Genomic DNA, 17079 nt, shown 5'->3' with positions numbered 1-17079 from the left:
GTACAAGGCCCGCCCTGATTTGCACTCTCCTGCTTGGATTTGGTGCAAATTCAGGACACAGGGCTTGGTCTGCAGGCAGACAGCCCCCATAAACAGGGATAATTGGGTTAGTAACTGACTGGTAGTAAACCGTATGTGTGATTTCATGACTAAAGACCAACTGGCCTTTTACAAGGGGCAGATCGAGCGTCAGATCCTCGAACTCGAAGATCGCCTCAACTCCCAGGCCAGCCAGGCCATCGCCACCGATACCAACGAGATGGCTGATGAAATTGACCGTGCCAGTATCGAGGAAGCCCGTCGTCTGGAGCTGAACCGCATCGAGCATGACAAGTTGCACCTGCGCAAGCTGCAGGGTGCGTTAAGGCGTATCAACGAAGGGGATTTTGGTTACTGCGAATCTTGCGGTGACGAGATTTCTCTCAAGCGGCTGCAGGCTCGTCCCGAGTCCCGCTTCTGCGTTGAATGCCAGAGTACAAAGGAATTCAACGACACTCACGTGTACCGTCGCGTTGCCTGATTCTTCTGTTAGACTCCGGGCAAGTCCCGGATTCTACAGGAGAGCAGAGAGTGAAATGGTTCCTCAGACTGTGCTTGTGTCTGCCGTTGCTGGCACAAGCACAGACCCTCACGGTCAAGGTTCCCAGCCGACCAATCAACGATCTCGACAAGGAATATCAACTCAAACTGCTGGAACTGGCGCTGACACATGCCGGACAGCCGTTTCGCATCGAGCAGGTCGAACTCAACCTCAACCAGTACAGCCTGCAGCAACAGCTGAGCAAGGGAAAGACCATCAATGTATTCTGGATGGGTACCTCCAGCGCACTAGAATCCTCCCTCATTGCCGTCCCGATCCCGCTGTTTCGCGGTCTGGAAGGCCTGCGCCTCTCCTTCATCCACAGCGACGCTCAGGAGAAGTTCAACCAGATCAATTCGCTGGCCGATCTCAAGCAATTGAAAGCGGCACAAGGTGTGGGCTGGGCTGACAACAAGATCCTGGAAAACGCCGCTATCCCGACTTATTCCGGTCGCTACAGCACGCTGTTTCGTCTCATCAACGACGGCGACAAACTCGATTTCTTCCCGCGCAGTCTTGTGGAGATCTTTGCCGAGCGCAGCGAACTGGTGGCGCAATACCCCAATCTGGTCATCGATCAGCGCCTGCTGATCCGCTATCCCTTTGCCGAGTTCTTTTTCGTCAGCCCCGAGTACCCCAAGCTGGCCAAGGCGATCCAGACAGGGCTGGAACGGGCCTATGCCGATGGCAGCTTCATGACCTTCTTCCGTGAGAATCCCAAGATCCGTGAAGCCCTCGCCAGCGCCAATCTGGAGAAGCGGGTCACCATTCAGCTCCCCAACCCGGACATGACCCCCTTGCTCAACAGTATTCCAGCCCAATATTGGGAGTATCCTCCGCGGTAACAGTGTTCGAACGGCGTGCGCGTTGAGCGGCGCTGGCATCACCGCCGGGATTATCCCCCGGCCATCAGGGACCGGGGGCAGACAGCCCTCTGAGGCAAGTGGGACCGTGGCAGCCAGAGTGCCCAGATCGCGCCCTGCCTGCTGCTGACAACCCAAGGAAACCATATGCGAAACATGAATACAGGCCTGCTGCTGGCGGGCTGTCTGGTGGCAATGCCGGCCCTGGCCGACAAGGCCGACCCCATAGGGGAGGTGAGTACCGCCTTCAACCTGTTCGGCCCCAACCACAAGATCCTGGTGGAAGCGTTCGATGACCCCAAAATCGCCGGCATTGCCTGCTACCTGGCACGCCCCAAGACCGGTGGCGTCAAAGGCGGGCTGGGACTGGCGGAAGATCCCTCTCACGCCTCGCTTTCCTGCCATCAGACGGGCCCCATCTCACTGCCTGCCAAGCTCAAAGCGGGGGAAGAGGTGTTCGATGTCAGCACCTCACTGGTGTTCAAGGAGCAGAAAGTGGTGCGTTTTTACGACGAAAAGCGCAATGCGCTGGTTTATCTGACCTACAGCACCAAATTGGTAGATGGTTCGTATAAGAGCGCCGTGAGTGCGGTTCCCATCATGCCATGGGGCTGAATCGGCCCCATTTATCCCGTGATGACGGCCCACATTTGTTGTAATTTAACTACATTATTATTTGCGGAGAGCACACCATGAAAGTCGCCGTTTTCAGTACCAAGAGCTACGACAAGGAACACTTCAATCAGGCCAACAGCCAGTACGGCTATGAGCTGGAGTTCTTCGACGTACGGCTGGAGGCCAAGACAGCCCGGTTGGCCCACGGCTTCCCCGTGGTGTGCCTGTTCGTCAATGACGACGCCGACCGGGAAGTGCTGACCGAGCTGGCGGCCAACGGCACCAAGGTCATCGCCCTGCGCTGTGCCGGTTACAACAATGTGGATCTGGCTGCCACCAAGGAGCTGGGGCTGAAAGTGGTACGGGTCCCCGCCTACTCTCCCGAAGCCGTTGCCGAACATGCGGTGGGGCTGATGATGACCCTCAACCGCCGCATTCATAAGGCCTATCAGCGCACCCGCGATGCCAACTTCTCGCTGGAGGGGCTGGTCGGCTTCAATATGCACGGTCGCACCGCCGGCATTATCGGCACCGGCAAGATCGGTATCGCCACCCTGCGCATCCTCAAGGGCTTTGGCATGCGTCTGCTGGTCAGCGATCCCTACCCGAGTCAGGCGGCCATCGACTTGGGTGCCGAGTACGTGGATCTCGACACCCTGTTCCGCCAGTCCGATGTCATCAGCCTGCACTGCCCGCTGTTCAAGGAGAACTATCACCTGCTGAACAAGGAGGCGTTCGCCAAGATGAAGGATGGCGTGATGATCATCAACACCAGCCGGGGCGGTCTGCTCGACTCCAACGCCGCCATAGAGGCGCTCAAGACCGCTCGCATCGGTGCCCTGGGGCTGGACGTCTATGAGGAAGAGGAAGACCTCTTCTTCTCCGACAAGTCCAACGAGGTGATCACCGATGACGTGTTCCGCCGCCTCTCCGCCTGTCACAACGTGCTGTTTACCGGCCATCAGGCCTTCCTGACCCGCGAGGCGCTGCACGCCATCGCCGATACCACCCTCGGCAACCTCAAGGCCATAGAGAGCCAGGGCCATAGCGACAACGAGGTGGAGTAATCCTCTCGCACCCGTAGCCATGAACGACAGAGGGAGCCATTCCCTCTGTTTTCCACACCGACATGCTCCCCCCTGTGTATTTTCCCCTGCGACCTCAATATCCGGGGCGTCGGGTTGTGAGACCCGACGTCATCGGGTAGGCTATCTGCCCTTTTTTATTCAGGAGTCTGGCTGCCCATGTTTATCGGATTTGATTACGGTACTTCCAACTGTGCCGTCGCCGTGATGGAACAAGGCAGCCCCAGGCTGCTGACTCTGGGCGGTTCCCGCTATCTCCCCTCCACGCTGCACGCGCCCCACAGAGACGCCATCGCCGGCCTGCTGGCCGAAGGGCTGGCACCGGCCCAGCAGGCCGAATACCTCAAGCTGCGCGGCCCTGTGGTTACCCGTGCCCAGGCGGTACGCCGCCAGATGCGGGAAGAGGGGCTGATCGACGAACTCAGCTTCGGCGCTGCGGCGCTGGAGCGCTATCTGGAGGAGCCGGACGATGGCTATTACATCAAGTCACCGAAATCCTTCCTCGGCGCCTACGGCCTCAAGGCTCCCCAGATCGCCCTGTTCGAAGACATCGTCTGCGCCATGATGCTGCACGTACGCCGCCAGGCGGAGCAGCAGCTTGGCACTCCGGTACGCCGCGCCGTGATAGGTCGACCGGTCAACTTTCAGGGGCTGGCAGGGGAAGAGAGCAACAGGCAGGCCATCGCCATCCTGACCGAGGCGGCCCGTCTGGCCGGGTTCGAGCAGGTGGAGTTCCTCTATGAACCCGTGGCGGCCGGCTTCGAGTTCGAGGCGCGGCTGGATGAAGACGCCGTCGTGCTGGTGGTGGATATCGGCGGCGGCACCACAGACTGCTCCATGCTGCGCATGGGCCCGAGCCATCGCGACCAGCTGGATCGCAGCGGCGATCTGCTCGGCCACAGCGGCCAGCGCATCGGCGGCAACGACTTCGATATCAGGCTGACGGTGGAAGGCATGATGCCGCTGCTCGGCATGCACGAGACCCTCAAGACCGGTAAACCGCTGCCTCACCCGCTGTTCTGGGATGCCGCCGCCATCAACGACGTCAGCGCCCAGGGCCGTTTCTACAGCCTGGATACCGCGCGTCAGCTGCAGGATCTGCAGCTCGACAGCCTGCCGGGCAGCAAACTGGGACGGCTGGCCAACCTGCGCGCTCACAAACTGAGCCACCAGCTGGTATGGCGTGCCGAGCAGGGCAAGATCGCCCTCTCGGAGCAGGAGCTGAATCGCCAATCCCTGAGTGAACTGGAGAAGGGGCTGGAAGCCGAGCTCAGTCGTGAACAGCTGGCCAGCGCCTCTGCCCTGCTGCTGGAGAAGATTGGCGAGCTGATGGACGAAGCCATTACCAATGCAGGAGTGCAGCCGGACCGCATCTTCGTCACTGGCGGCAGCGCCCGTTCGCCGCTGATCGCCGCCTTTATTCGTCACAAGTTGCCCACCATTCCGCTTGAGGGTGGCGATGACTTCGGCTCGGTGGCGGCAGGGCTTGCTCGTTATGCCGAGCGCCTGTTTGCTGGCTGACCATGACACCGCCAGTCAGCATCCGCCAGAAGCTGCCTGCCACGCCTCTTGAAGGGGGCGATGACTTCGGTTCCATTGCGGCAGGACTCGCTCGTTATGCCGCACGTCTGTTCGCTGACTGAGGCCCGCAGTTCCACCTCACGGAGACAGAGACGATAAGCGCTCTTATCGCCTGTTCAGCATCGAACGCATCCCGATCACGGCAAGGTGTTGCCATTTAACGACACAGGGTTGACTCACAGGGCGACAGAAGCAGTCGGGGTCGGCTCCCCTCGCCCTGCCCCGGGGACGGCGCAGGAGGTATGCTTGTTGCTCCCACTACCGGAGCCCTTCCATGCCCAGATTCCTGCTACTGCTGCTCGCCCTGTTCCTGCTCAGCGCCTGCAGCAGTACCCCTTCGTTCGTCCAGCAAGACTTGCAGCATCATCACTGGGTGCTCGACAAGCTGGATGGCCAGGCCATTGCGGCCTCCCGCGACAATCCGCCCGATTTCGAGATAGGTGAACACTTCACCGTCAACGGTATCGCTGGTTGCAACCGCTACTTCGGCCAGGGCCACCTCGAGGGCGACAGATTCTGGGTTACCAGCCTCGGCAGTACCGAGATGGCCTGTCAGGCTCCTCTCGACGCCATAGAGCAGGCAGTCATCACCACACTGCTCGAAGGCGCCACCCTGAGCGGCACCACCCAGACCTTGCTCCTGAAGGGGAAACACCACAGTTTGGAATACACCTTGCGTGACTGGGTGCTATAAGCACGGTTGTCTGCCGGCGTCAAACTGACTCAATTGCGGTCGGGACTACACAGCAACAGACCCTCGTGCTCACGAAACCGGCATCACAAACAGGAACAAGTGTCCCGCCTGTGGCACAATATGAGGCAGTGCTCGCAATGGAGGCTGCCTCAGCCATGTCGATGGATCGTCTGTTTGACAAGATCAAACAACTCCCCACTATTCCGCAGCTGCTGCATGAATTGATGCAGAGTTTCAGCGATGAAAATGCCCGTATCGACCAGATAGCGGGCAAGATCGCCATGGACCAGGTGATCAGCGTCAAGGTGCTGCGGATGGCCAACTCGGCCGCCCTGCGCCGTGGCAATGATGTCACCTCCATCGAGCAGGCGGTGATCCGCCTCGGTTTCAACCGGTTGCGCTCCGTGGTAGTCGCCTCCGGCATCATAGGCACCTTCAAGGCCCCCCCCAGCTTCGACAAGAACAAGTTCTGGACCGAGACCTTCCAGGTTGCCACTATCGCCAAGACCCTGGCCCAGGAGGCCAAGGTGCTGGATCCCGAGACCGCCTTTACCTGTGCCCTGATCCACAACATAGGTGAGCTGCTTATCCAGAGCACACTGCCGGAAGAGGCCGAGCTCATCAATATGGCGATCCAGAAGGGGAGCAGCCGGGTAGAGGCCCAACGGGAGATGCTGGGGTACGACTATGCCCAGCTCGGTGCCGAACTGGCGCGGCGCTGGAACCTGTCGGAAGCCTTCGTCGATGCAATCTCCCAGCAGCTGGATCCCCTCTCCCACGATCCGGTCAGCAAGGAGGCGGTGCTGATCCGGCTCGCCGTCTTCATCTCCTTCGCCTGGAATGCGGGCGTGCCCGCCCAGGCCATCATTGCCCGTTTCCCCAAGCCGCTTGCCGACCAGCTGGGACTGGATCCCAAATCGCTGGCAGGCCAGCTCGAAACGCTTCACGAACAGGGTAATGCCCTCGCCGACCTTCTGACTCAATAAGCACTCATGACCCATCCATTTCTGTTTCATCCCCAGGTGGCGCCCTGGTTCAAAGAGAGCGCCGACAGCTTGCAACTCACCCTGTTCAGCGAGCTGGATGCCCCGATCCGGGAGGTGTGGCTGCGCCACGAACCTGACAACGAAGAGTACCTGCTGGCGATGACGCCAGTCTCGACCCGGGACAGATTGCAGGTGTGGCAAGTCACATTGCCACTGATCAAAGGGCAGGATATCCATCTCTACTGCTTCAAATGCCTGACCGATGAGGAGCAGTGGTGGTTGCACGGCGCTGGCGTCAGCTCGGCCATGCCGCCTCGGGAGCAGCACTTTCGTTTCAACAGCCTGCACCAGCCGCCAGCCTGGGTGCAGGATCAGGTGTTCTACCAGATCTTTCCCGACCGCTTTTGCAACGGCGATCCGGCCCTGAGCGTGAAGCATCATGAATACGAGTACCGCGGCAAGGCGGTGATCAGCAAGGGGTGGGGTGAGCCGGTCAGCCGTCACGAAGAGGGCCACGGCGCCTGCGAATTTTACGGCGGCGACCTGGCGGGCATCGATGCCAAGCTGCACTACCTGCAATCTCTCGGGGTGACGGCCCTCTACCTCAACCCCATCTTCGATTCACCGAGCAACCACAAGTACGATACCCAGGACTACTTCAAGGTCGATGCCCACCTCGGCAGCAATGCACAGTTCGCCGAGCTGACCCGCAACCTGCACCAGCGCGGCATGAAGATCATTCTGGATGCAGTGGTCAACCACACCTCGACCGAGCACCCCTGGTTTTGCCCGCCACAGGGTGCCCAGAGCAACCCGGACTCACCGTGGCGCAGCTTCTACACCTTTGACAACGAAGGTGACTATGTCAGCTGGAAGGGGATCCGCAGCCTGCCCAAGCTCGACTTCTCCAGCGAGCAGGTACAGGACGCTATCTATCGCGCCGACGACGCCATACTGCGCTACTGGATGCGGGCACCCTACCAGATAGACGGCTGGCGCTTTGACGTCATCCACATGCTGGGGGAGCGTGGTACCGCTGAAGGCAATCGCGGCCATGTGCGTGCCATTCGCGGCGCCGTGAAGCAGGAAAACCCGGATGCCTATGTGCTCGGCGAGCACTTCTTCGAGGCAAGCCAGTGGCTGCAGGGGGATCAGGAGGATGGCGCCATGAACTACTATGGTTTCGCCCACCCGATCCGCGCCTTCCTGGCCGGGCAGGACATTGCCTATCACCCCATCAAGATCAGCGCCGAGGAGCTGGACAGCTGGCTCAAGCTGGCACGAGCTCATATCCCGTTCAAGAACCAGCTGGCCCAGTTCAACCTGCTGGACAGCCACGATACCGCCCGCTTTCTCCATCTGCTGGGAGAGGACAAGCAGCGGATGCAGCTGGCCGCCACCCTGCTGCTCACCTATATCGGCGTGCCATCCATCTACTACGGCGACGAAGTCGGCCTCTCCGGTGGCAAGGACCCGGATTGCCGCCGCTGCTTCCCGTGGGAGACCACGGCCTGGGACCACGTGCTGCACGATCACTACCGCCGGCTGATCCAGATCCGCAAGCAGCGGCCTGCTCTGCGCCGTGGCGATATCCAGACCCTTTATGCCGGCCCTCACAGCTATGTGTTCGCTCGAACCCTGCAAAGCGATCAAGTTGTGGTCGCCTGCAACCGTCATCCGACCGAGCCGCGCACCATCAGCCTGCCGTTGTGGCAGACCGCCAGCCCCGCCAGCCGCTTCACCGATGCCTTCAACGGTGACAAGTACGAAGTGGTACAGGGACAGGTACAGGTGACCATACCCGCCAACTCGGCCAGAGTGCTGCTCTCCAGCTAAGCGTCAAAAAAGCGGAACCGAATGTTCCGCTTTTTGTTAAAGCATCAGAGATCGCATAAAGTTGTTTGAGCTGGGTTGGATTTCTCTATGAATCATCTAGTTACTTCACTCATAGTGGAATAAAACTGGCATCATACAAAACTGCTTCCAGCCCTTTTCGGCTAAACTGGTTCCAGGCACATATATTGCTTGCCTCTTGGCATCACTAGCGAGAATCCGTCATGTTCGACAATAAAACCCTATTGATTACCGGCGGCACTGGCTCGTTTGGCAAGATGCTGGTCAAGACAGTTCTGGAACGCTACAAGCCGAAGCGGCTCATCATCTACTCCCGCGACGAACTGAAGCAGTTCGAGATGCAACAGGTGTTCAACGACCCCTGCATGCGCTATTTCATCGGGGATGTGAGGGATGCCAACCGGCTGAACATGGCGATGCGCGGCGTCGATTACGTCGTGCACGCGGCCGCGCTCAAGCAGGTCCCCGCCGCTGAATACAATCCCATGGAGTGCATCAAGACCAACATTCATGGGGCGGAGAACGTCATCCAGGCCGCCTTGCTCAATCAGGTCAAGAAGGTGATTGCCCTCTCTACCGACAAGGCTGCCAACCCGATCAACCTGTATGGCGCCACCAAGCTGGCTTCCGACAAGCTGTTCGTGGCGGCCAACAACATTGCAGGCCAGGATCCGACCCGCTTCGCGGTGGTGCGCTATGGCAATGTGGTGGGTTCACGCGGCTCAGTGGTGCCCTTCTTCCAAAAACGAATAGACCAGGGTGCCAGCACACTGCCCATCACCCATGCCGAGATGACCCGTTTCTGGATCACCCTGCAGCAAGGAGTGGATTTTGTGATGAACAACTTCCCGAGGATGAAGGGCGGCGAGATCTTCGTGCCCAAGCTGCCCTCAGTACGGATCACCGACCTGGCTACCGCCATGGCGCCCCAGCTGGCCCAGGAAATTATCGGTATTCGCCCCGGTGAGAAGTTGCATGAAGTGATGTGCCCTTCCGACGACTCCTACCACACCTTCGAGTTTGACGACTTTTTCATCATCGGCCCCACCATCAATTTCAATAATCGCAACAATGACTTCTCAGTCACAGCTGCAGGCGAGAAGGGGGTCATGGTCGAACAGGGTTTCGAATATAACTCCCGCAACAACAGCGACTTCCTGACGGTGGCCCAGCTAAAAGAGTTGAATGACAAGGTGGTAATGGAATGATCCCGTACGGCAGACAGTCGATCAGCGAGGCGGATATCGAGTCCGTAGTCGAGGTACTGAGGTCGGACTTTCTGACTCAGGGCCCGGTCGTTCCTCGCTTCGAGCAAGTATTAGCCGATTACTGTGGCGCATGCTTTGGCGTCGCCGTGAACTCAGGTACAGCCGCTCTACACATCGCTTGTCTGGCTCTGGGTGTCGGCCCGGGAGACTGGGTCTGGACCTCCCCCATCAGCTTCGTCGCTTCGGCCAATTGTGCGCTCTATTGCGGTGCTCAGGTCGACTTCGTCGACATAGAGCCGGATACCGGCAACATGTGCGCACTGGAGCTGGAGCGTAAACTGATTGTCGCCAAGGCGGAAGGACGCCTGCCCAAGGTAGTGATTCCGGTGCACTTCGCGGGCTTGCCCTGCGATATGAAAGAGATCCATCGTCTGGGCCGGGAGTACGGTTTTCGCATCATAGAAGATGCCTGCCACGCCCTCGGCGCCCGCTATCACGGCGAACCGACCGGCAATGGCCGCTACAGCGACATCACAGTCTTCAGCTTCCATCCGGTGAAAATCATCACCACGGGTGAAGGCGGCATGGCCATGACCAATGACCCAGCCTTGGCCAAAACCATGCGCATGCTGCGCAGCCACGGCATCACCCGTGAACCGGAAGATTTCATCAACGAACCGGACGGTCCCTGGTACTACGAGCAACAGATGCTGGGTTTCAATTACCGGATGACAGATATCCAGGCGGCATTGGGGTTGAGCCAGATGAGCAATCTTGACGCCTGGATCGCCAAGCGCAGTGAGATTGCCCGTCGTTACTTTGAAACGCTGGCCCCTGAACTCTTGCCCCGTTACTTCAGCCCAGAACGGCGCAGCGCCTTTCATCTCTATGTGCACCATGTTGCTCCAGAATATCGTAGAGTGCTGTTCCGAAAACTGCGTGAACATGACATCGGCGCCAACGTGCACTATATGCCGATATCCCATCAGCCTTGGTATCAAAGGTGGGCGCCGTCCCCCCAACCCCATGCAGAACAGTTCTATAGCGGCGCTATAACGCTGCCACTATTTCCAGCACTGGGTCATGCCCAGCAAGACATGATCAATGGTTTGTTGCGATCCATGAGCCCATAAGCACTGCATTCTGGGTGGCACAACGACAAACTTGAGCTGATTTTTGTCAACCAAGAGCAGGGCGCTGTTCCCTGCATCGCACCGAGCCATCAGTGAAATAAGAGAGAGGCTGGAATGGGCTGTAGATTTTCTGTCAAAAAGCTCTCGCCGAACAAAACAGATAAAATATACATAAAACAGGATCTTGGGAGGGATTTGAATTGACGTTTTTTCTTAAGGTCCTGTACATGAGGCTTAACTATGGTTATTTCCAATAATCCATAAAACCATCCTTAAAATGAAGATATCTCCACCCCAACGACTTGTTCAGTTTTTCTACTCTTGGCCAAACAGCATCAGCATTTTCTCGGAACAATACCCACATTTTTGAATGCTCGTTATAAACAGAGCATTTATAACCCCAACTCCTCATCAATAACCCCATGCTTTGATTCGTATGAAAAGCACAGTGTACAGGTAGTAAATACATCCAATTCGGATCCTTCGGCACCGTTGCAGGGATAAGAGTATGTATTGCCAAACACCCAGTATCACTCACATAAGATTCTATTTCTTCTAAAGTATCTCGATTTCTAACATGTTCAAAAACTGCCGTATTAACCACTAGGTCAAATGACCTTTTTTTGAGATCATTTATATTTACAGAATTAACATTTGGGGTAAAAAATTTATCGTAAGTCAATAACTTAAAATCAAAGTAATCTTTAAGTAAAATAGCTATAGCTCCGACTCCACAGCCCCAGTCTAACCATTCACCTACATTAATGAGTTTTTGTTTAGCCATGAGTGAGAGCATTAAAGACTGATTAAAATAACGTTGATTACGATTGTATGGGTTACTATCGGTGAAATGAGTTTTAGAATGAAATGCGTCATTTAAACCACCCCATTCTTTTTCTGACATTTCAAAATGAGTTTTGGATGCACAAAATCCACAATAAGAACATTTCCAATAATCAACATGAGTTAAGTTGAACTCATTGAATTCTTTTGTAAAAAAATAGCTCATGAGAGAACCACAGATGATGCATTTCATAAAATTAATTATCTCCTTCCTGTAGTAGTTAACTACATCCGAACACTTGCTTAGACTGTGCTCTCAAAATGCGATTTTCTGTTTGCTCATCAACAATCCCCGTAAGTAACTGATCTAACCCACTGTCGATGGATGGACACCTCGTTAAGTGAGTAAAATTACTGACAGAGGTGAATCATGAGCAAAGCAACAACGGAACAGAAAAAGAGCCGTACTCGTTACTCGCGGCAGTACAAGGATGAAGCCTTGGCATCGGGGATGAGTAGGACTGCAGCCCAGTGGAACCTCAAAGCACCCCAACTCTATGCCTGGCGCACCAAGGCCCGGCAGGGCGTGAATACGGGCGAGCGAGAACAACAACTCGTTAATGAAAATATCCCGCGTAAGTGCCAACCGGCTGAGCAAGCAGAAAAGTTGGTCCTGGTAAAAAAGCAGTTTTCAGATTGATGCCACACACCTTGGCCGCCTTTTTCAACGAGAGTCCCAGGCGCAGTCAGTCGCAGTCCACTTTGGCTTATGGTGTAGCCTAGCCTGCGTGCTCTTGTGTAACTGCTTGCATGTCTTGCCACAGGCCAACCGCGATAGCGTTGCTGACCATGAGCCTGGCCCCAATGAATGGCCCCGGTGGCATGACAAATGGGAACAATCCAGTCGCACCGCCAGCCAGCTGCTCGGCCAGGGCCTGATGCTGCAGGTTGCACCGTAGTGGTCGTGGATATGCTCCTGGGCAGGCTCCAATTGCGGGGGAGTGAGCTAAGAAATGCAAAGAAAGGTCCGTTATCAACGTTGGTTTACCCATGTCTGAATACTTGAAATAAGTATCAAGGAGCCACCAATAGGTTTCAGGAACAACGACCAGATCACACCTGCTCATATGAGAGGATTGCTAAGCATATGCTCACTCAGTTTCATTCAAGTTGCATCAATTTAGGATACAATGTAGATCACTCCACCATTAAAGTAATTTACTTTTTAGAATGAATATTGGGCGATTCAAAAACTCACCATACTCATCATTTCGAACAATGTTTTCATCATTTTTAGGTAGATATGTTACTCCAGTGGATGTTTGCACTGCAATTAAAGTTGATATAATATCCCAATATCCTGCAGTAACCGACTCCAACCACTCAATAACTTCCGACTTGGTACCATTGTTGAACAATGGCTTGTTAAGGTCGCCCTTCCAGTTATATCCCATCTGAAATACTAAATATGACCCTAAGCTTGAATATTTTCGCAACATGTCTGCGGCAGACGCGAGGCAACCGCGCTCATCACTCACAACACCAAAGTCATCACCAATATGATGAAGTACGTTAAGCAAATATATCAGGTCAACCTTTTGTACTTCTTCTGAAGGCTGAAAATATTTACTGTAGACTTTCAGCCTGTCAGATATACCTATCATACTAGCAGCCAACTTTACAAACTCACAATGTTCGGGATTACCCTCATAGTAGTGAACCAGACTACAACCTTTTTGAATACTTTCAAAAGAGAAATATCCCGTATTACCACCAACATCTAATATGGTTAAGTCAACAAGCTCAATATATGACTCAATAGCAAAAAAACGCTCATACTCAAAGCGATTAACACTAGGTTTAATCTTGCAATTATAAAATAAATTCTCTACGAGAGGATTCAGTTTTTGATAATGAGCATGCTTACTCATTTTATAATAAAGCTTTTCAAGTAGTTCACTATTCATTATGTTAGCTCCAATATTTCAATCCAATTTGGAGAGTATCTGAGCGCATATATATATCATTCGACATAAACGGCCCCAAACCACCAAGCATTGCCACCGCATCTCTATCTTCTAAGTGACAAGTACAAGGCGAGGAAGATATGCTCTCAATAAACCCACCCATCCAAAAGTATTTAGCATTCTTATTAAAAACCCCAGTTTTAACAGAATAAGAGACTCCTAGCCAATCATTTAAAAAGTTAATAAATAGATTATACTGTGCATCAACAAAAAGTTGGGATGGCCCCCAGAACCTGGGATTTGCCTCTATCATATAGTACTTGTCTTTATATTTTTTCAGTTCAATCATAACTAACCCAAAAAAATTCATGCTGGATAGTAATTTTTCATAACTATCTGATATAGATGAACTGTGGATATCACTTAATACAGACGCAATAACTGACTTTCCATTGGGTTGTTGAATTAAATTCCGCATTGAGAGCTTTTCTACTAAACCTGAACGTTCGAAGTAATAAAGAAGATAGTAGGTCTCACCAGACACGTATTCCTGAAAATAAAAATCATCACAATCAGCCCTAGAAAAAAAACACTCTAAGTCATAGTTATTCTTTAGTATAACAGGACTATGAATTTCACCTAGCTTCGACTGATACTTTATTGGTTTCGCTACGAATGGAAGATTTTTTTCTTCAGGATTTAAGATTTCACAAGGAACAAGTAATTCATGTTCAGAACATATTTGACTAAATGACTTCTTATCAGAAATCATCTCATAAAGATTATGATTAACGAGAGGGATTGTAACTCCTAAATCTTCGAAAAACTCATACTCACTTAATAAATATCTATTCAGAAACTCTGACGATGGCGCAACAACCATTGCTTCACAGCTCAACATAGCCTGCGATAAAGTAATACAACGCTTCAGGTCATCTTTATCTAGTGACTTTACACTACGAATAGCCGCAACGTGACTATTATAGTCAGTCGACAAAATACAATCCTCTGCAGATGCAGCAATAATTGCAAATTTAATCTCTGTAATAATTAAAGTTCTTATAAATGCAATGACAGCCCTTGGATTATATCCTGAAAATATCAAAACCCCTGAGTCACTTGTCTTTCCATTTTTTGATAATGGTATAGCATCAGTTTTCATTTGGAATCTACCAAAAACAGGCATTTGAGATTAAAAATATAGAGAATAACATTAGCCATGAATATTTTTGATCAATGCTATTATTCTAGTTATAGAGTCAGAATCCAGACCTGGATATAAAGGCAAACAAATTACACTACTTGATAAGCTATTGGCATTGATGAGATTGTGGGTGGATGAAGAGGGAATTTTATTATACATCGGTATATTACTAATTAATGGATAAAAGTATCGTCTTGCAAAAATACCCTCTGACTTTAGCTTATTATAGAGCATATCACGATTCATTATATAGTCATCGTTTACTAGGATAGGAAAATAGGAGTAATTTATAATCCCGTCAAGCTTCATCAGAGGAAGATCAATCCCGGCCACACCTGCTAACTCATAGCAATATCTATCAAAAATAACTTTTCTTTGTGAGATAGCATCATTAACATACTTGAGTTGCAATAACCCAAACGCAGCATTCACCTCACTCATTTTGGCATTAATTCCAGGAGCAACAATAGTCACTTCATTGGCAAAACCGAAATTTTTTAGGTAATCAACCCGCTGCTTTAACTTGGCCGAACTTGAGATTATCGCCCCACCCTCGAATGTATTAAAAACCTTTGTTGCATGAAAACTAAGTACTGACATGTCACCATTATTCAAAATACTTTCGTCTTTGTATTTAGTTCCAAATGCATGAGCTGCATCATATATAACCCGTAGACCATAATTATCGGCAATCCGCTGAATCTCTTCAACCTCACAGGGTGTTGAGTAGCAATGCACTGGTAGGATAGCTGTCGTATTCGGTGTAATAGCCTCTTCGATTTTTGTAGCATCTATATTAAATGACCCAGGTTTAACATCAACAAATACCGGGGTAAGATTATTCCATATCAGAGCATGACTGGTTGCAACGAATGAATAAGGGGTCGTAATAACCTCACCCTTTATTCTTAATGCCTGCAGAGCCGTAACCAAAGCCAAAGTGCCATTGGAAAATAAGGACAAATGCTCAACACCTAAATATGAGCATAAGGCTTGCTCCAGCTGCTGATGAAAAGGCCCATTATTTGTTAATTGATGATTTTTCCAGATCTCTTCCAAATATGGAATAAATTCATCTAAAGGTGGGAGATATGGCTTTGTAACAGGAATAATCCTCATTCTAAAATCCCCTAGTTCATGCTGGTATTCAGATAAACATCATCTTCAGATAATCCGCGCTCAACCAAAAATCTTTGCGCTGAAGAAAGTATACTTTTACTAATTAAATCTAAAGTCAATAAATCATCGACAATTACAAAATGACAGTCTAAACCCAACGCATTAGATAAGCTAGCGCGTATCGAATGCCCCCTAAAAATTGGAGTTATGACAATTACATCATTTTTCTTAAAAAAATATTCTTCTAGCTCACAACTAGATAATACATGTCTTTTTTTAAGCTTATAAAACCGCCCTCTATCAATAACGCTAATTATATTTTGGTCATCACCAATAAGAGCATCAAATATAGTACCTGCACCAAAATATATTATTTCGTGAGAAGGGTATAAAATTAAAGTCTTTCTTATTTCATTCACAATAAGTGAATAGAACTCATTTAGGTAAGCAAGAGCACTGATAGAATGAAGTAATGAATGCAACTCGAGAGTATACCTGAGTAAGTGACTGCGACCAATATCACTATATCCATTCACAGAGAGATTGGATATGCCCTGAGAGAGAGAAATCATTTTAATACAATGTAAAACTTTCAAGTTAATATTGCTTTCTCTTACACTAGTCCAAGAACCTGGCACACACTCTCTATAAACTGACATTGCATCTCTTAGATATAGTGCACCTGCAGAAACTCCTATCAATTTAATAAAATGATCACTTGCATCAAGCCATGGATATTTTTCAAAAAAGTGATAAAATGACAGAAATGAACTGCGTCGTATCATAATGGAAGATATATGAACTGTATTTGTCATAAAGAAATTACTTGCTGACACAAACGGAATGAATAAGGTATCGTTTGAATCAAAATCAGAATAATCCCCATATGAACCACAAAATGATCCAGTTTCAACATTTAATCTAATTGTTGGATGAAATGAGATATTACAATTCAATTCACTCATTAATCCTGAAAGTTGCTTTTTAAGTTTATTCTTTGATGACCAATAGTCGTCTCCTTCACAAAATGCGATATACTCCCCCTGAGATTGCTCTACAAAGAAACGCCATATAGAAAGCCGATCTCCTTTTGAATAAACATTCTCTGTTCTTTTCAAACTTATAATGAGATTGGGATACTTATCTTCATATTCATCAATTATACTCTGAGAGTTATCTTGAGATGCATCATCATGTACTAAAACCTCATATTTAAAATTGGTATCCTGCATAACGACAGAATCTAGAGCACACCTCAGGTACCGCTCATGATTGAATGAGATTAATAATACTGAAACCAGAACATCAGGCTTCGAAACACCAGTTACATGATTTTTTTTAGTCATATATCAATCCCAATCACAGAACGATTTGGGAGAAATAGCCCAATTTGAATTTATTAAAATC

General features: G+C 50.9%; 16 protein-coding genes. 11 read left to right on the top strand and 5 right to left on the bottom strand.

The annotated features are described in order from the left end of the window. The first annotated feature begins 133 nt into the window (after positions 1–133). From GWQ27_RS05375 to pseC, 10 genes are all read left to right on the top strand, one after another. On the top strand, positions 134–520 hold the full coding sequence (locus tag GWQ27_RS05375) for a TraR/DksA C4-type zinc finger protein (RefSeq protein WP_005318322.1): 387 nt from the start codon (positions 134–136) through the stop codon (positions 518–520). Positions 521–570: 50 nt separating this feature from the next. Next, positions 571–1425, top strand: coding sequence for a hypothetical protein (locus tag GWQ27_RS05370; protein WP_275906863.1), 855 nt, complete (start codon positions 571–573; stop codon positions 1423–1425). Between the two features lie 174 nt (positions 1426–1599). Beyond that, on the top strand, positions 1600–2058 hold the full coding sequence (locus GWQ27_RS05365) for a CreA family protein (RefSeq protein ID WP_275906908.1): 459 nt from the start codon (positions 1600–1602) through the stop codon (positions 2056–2058). A gap of 77 nt (positions 2059–2135) precedes the next feature. After that, positions 2136–3125: a 2-hydroxyacid dehydrogenase gene (locus GWQ27_RS05360; protein ID WP_275906862.1), complete on the top strand. Its 990-nt coding sequence runs from the start codon at positions 2136–2138 to the stop codon at positions 3123–3125. A gap of 177 nt (positions 3126–3302) precedes the next feature. Then, the gene (gene yegD / locus GWQ27_RS05355; protein ID WP_265434195.1) at positions 3303–4664 is read left to right on the top strand and encodes a molecular chaperone; all 1362 of its coding nucleotides are present in this window, start codon (positions 3303–3305) and stop codon (positions 4662–4664) included. Between the two features lie 334 nt (positions 4665–4998). Continuing rightward, positions 4999–5418 (top strand): META domain-containing protein, encoded by a 420-nt coding sequence (locus GWQ27_RS05350; RefSeq protein ID WP_275906861.1) that lies wholly within the window; start codon positions 4999–5001, stop codon positions 5416–5418. A 137-nt stretch (positions 5419–5555) separates the two neighbouring features. Continuing rightward, positions 5556–6404, top strand: a complete 849-nt coding sequence (locus tag GWQ27_RS05345; protein WP_005318309.1) for an HDOD domain-containing protein — start codon at positions 5556–5558, stop codon at positions 6402–6404. Between the two features lie 6 nt (positions 6405–6410). Continuing rightward, complete coding sequence (gene malZ, locus GWQ27_RS05340) at positions 6411–8240, top strand: maltodextrin glucosidase (protein WP_275906860.1); 1830 nt, start codon at positions 6411–6413, stop codon at positions 8238–8240. 221 nt (positions 8241–8461) lie between these two features. After that, positions 8462–9466: a UDP-N-acetylglucosamine 4,6-dehydratase (inverting) gene (gene pseB / locus GWQ27_RS05335; protein ID WP_108535629.1), complete on the top strand. Its 1005-nt coding sequence runs from the start codon at positions 8462–8464 to the stop codon at positions 9464–9466. Further along, entirely contained in the window at positions 9463–10599 is a 1137-nt protein-coding gene (pseC, locus tag GWQ27_RS05330) for a UDP-4-amino-4,6-dideoxy-N-acetyl-beta-L-altrosamine transaminase (protein WP_275906859.1), read from the top strand. The genes pseB and pseC overlap by 4 nt, the downstream gene beginning before the upstream one ends. 244 nt (positions 10600–10843) lie before the next feature. Here pseC and GWQ27_RS05325 read toward each other — a convergent pair whose 3' ends face one another. Further along, complete coding sequence (locus GWQ27_RS05325) at positions 10844–11635, bottom strand: methyltransferase domain-containing protein (RefSeq protein ID WP_275906858.1); 792 nt, start codon at positions 11633–11635, stop codon at positions 10844–10846. 177 nt (positions 11636–11812) lie between these two features. Here GWQ27_RS05325 and GWQ27_RS05320 point away from each other — a divergent pair, with 177 nt between their 5' ends. Continuing rightward, complete coding sequence (locus GWQ27_RS05320; RefSeq protein ID WP_275906857.1) at positions 11813–12082, top strand: hypothetical protein; 270 nt, start codon at positions 11813–11815, stop codon at positions 12080–12082. A 508-nt stretch (positions 12083–12590) separates the two neighbouring features. On the opposite strand, the gene GWQ27_RS05315 is transcribed toward GWQ27_RS05320, so the two are convergent. The 4 genes from GWQ27_RS05315 to GWQ27_RS05300 are packed head-to-tail and all read right to left on the bottom strand — an operon-like array spanning position 12591 to position 17018. Next, entirely contained in the window at positions 12591–13349 is a 759-nt protein-coding gene (locus tag GWQ27_RS05315) for a class I SAM-dependent methyltransferase (RefSeq protein WP_275906856.1), read from the bottom strand. A gap of 4 nt (positions 13350–13353) precedes the next feature. Further along, positions 13354–14511 (bottom strand): hypothetical protein, encoded by a 1158-nt coding sequence (locus GWQ27_RS05310; protein ID WP_275906855.1) that lies wholly within the window; start codon positions 14509–14511, stop codon positions 13354–13356. A 51-nt stretch (positions 14512–14562) separates the two neighbouring features. Continuing rightward, the gene (locus tag GWQ27_RS05305; RefSeq protein WP_275906854.1) at positions 14563–15672 is read right to left on the bottom strand and encodes a DegT/DnrJ/EryC1/StrS family aminotransferase; all 1110 of its coding nucleotides are present in this window, start codon (positions 15670–15672) and stop codon (positions 14563–14565) included. Between the two features lie 11 nt (positions 15673–15683). Then, on the bottom strand, positions 15684–17018 hold the full coding sequence (locus tag GWQ27_RS05300; protein WP_275906853.1) for a glycosyltransferase: 1335 nt from the start codon (positions 17016–17018) through the stop codon (positions 15684–15686). Between the last annotated feature and the right edge of the window lie 61 nt (positions 17019–17079).

The organism is Aeromonas sp. 5HA1 (genome assembly GCF_029237245.1).
Lineage (GTDB): Bacteria > Pseudomonadota > Gammaproteobacteria > Enterobacterales > Aeromonadaceae > Aeromonas > Aeromonas salmonicida.
The sequence above is the reverse complement of the archived record's forward strand: the minus strand, read 5'-3'. Positions and strand labels throughout refer to the sequence as shown.

Coding starts and splice junctions, on each gene's coding strand:
- pseB (WP_108535629.1), top strand. CDS start 8,462: ATGTTCGACAATAAAACCCTATTGATTACCGGCGGCACTGGCTCGTTT.
- GWQ27_RS05320 (WP_275906857.1), top strand. CDS start 11,813: ATGAGCAAAGCAACAACGGAACAGAAAAAGAGCCGTACTCGTTACTCG.
- GWQ27_RS05350 (WP_275906861.1), top strand. CDS start 4,999: ATGCCCAGATTCCTGCTACTGCTGCTCGCCCTGTTCCTGCTCAGCGCC.
- GWQ27_RS05375 (WP_005318322.1), top strand. CDS start 134: ATGTGTGATTTCATGACTAAAGACCAACTGGCCTTTTACAAGGGGCAG.
- pseC (WP_275906859.1), top strand. CDS start 9,463: ATGATCCCGTACGGCAGACAGTCGATCAGCGAGGCGGATATCGAGTCC.
- yegD (WP_265434195.1), top strand. CDS start 3,303: ATGTTTATCGGATTTGATTACGGTACTTCCAACTGTGCCGTCGCCGTG.
- malZ (WP_275906860.1), top strand. CDS start 6,411: ATGACCCATCCATTTCTGTTTCATCCCCAGGTGGCGCCCTGGTTCAAA.
- GWQ27_RS05310 (WP_275906855.1), bottom strand. CDS start 14,511: ATGAAAACTGATGCTATACCATTATCAAAAAATGGAAAGACAAGTGAC.
- GWQ27_RS05345 (WP_005318309.1), top strand. CDS start 5,556: ATGGAGGCTGCCTCAGCCATGTCGATGGATCGTCTGTTTGACAAGATC.
- GWQ27_RS05305 (WP_275906854.1), bottom strand. CDS start 15,672: ATGAGGATTATTCCTGTTACAAAGCCATATCTCCCACCTTTAGATGAA.
- GWQ27_RS05365 (WP_275906908.1), top strand. CDS start 1,600: ATGAATACAGGCCTGCTGCTGGCGGGCTGTCTGGTGGCAATGCCGGCC.
- GWQ27_RS05315 (WP_275906856.1), bottom strand. CDS start 13,349: ATGAATAGTGAACTACTTGAAAAGCTTTATTATAAAATGAGTAAGCAT.
- GWQ27_RS05325 (WP_275906858.1), bottom strand. CDS start 11,635: ATGAAATGCATCATCTGTGGTTCTCTCATGAGCTATTTTTTTACAAAA.
- GWQ27_RS05300 (WP_275906853.1), bottom strand. CDS start 17,018: ATGACTAAAAAAAATCATGTAACTGGTGTTTCGAAGCCTGATGTTCTG.
- GWQ27_RS05360 (WP_275906862.1), top strand. CDS start 2,136: ATGAAAGTCGCCGTTTTCAGTACCAAGAGCTACGACAAGGAACACTTC.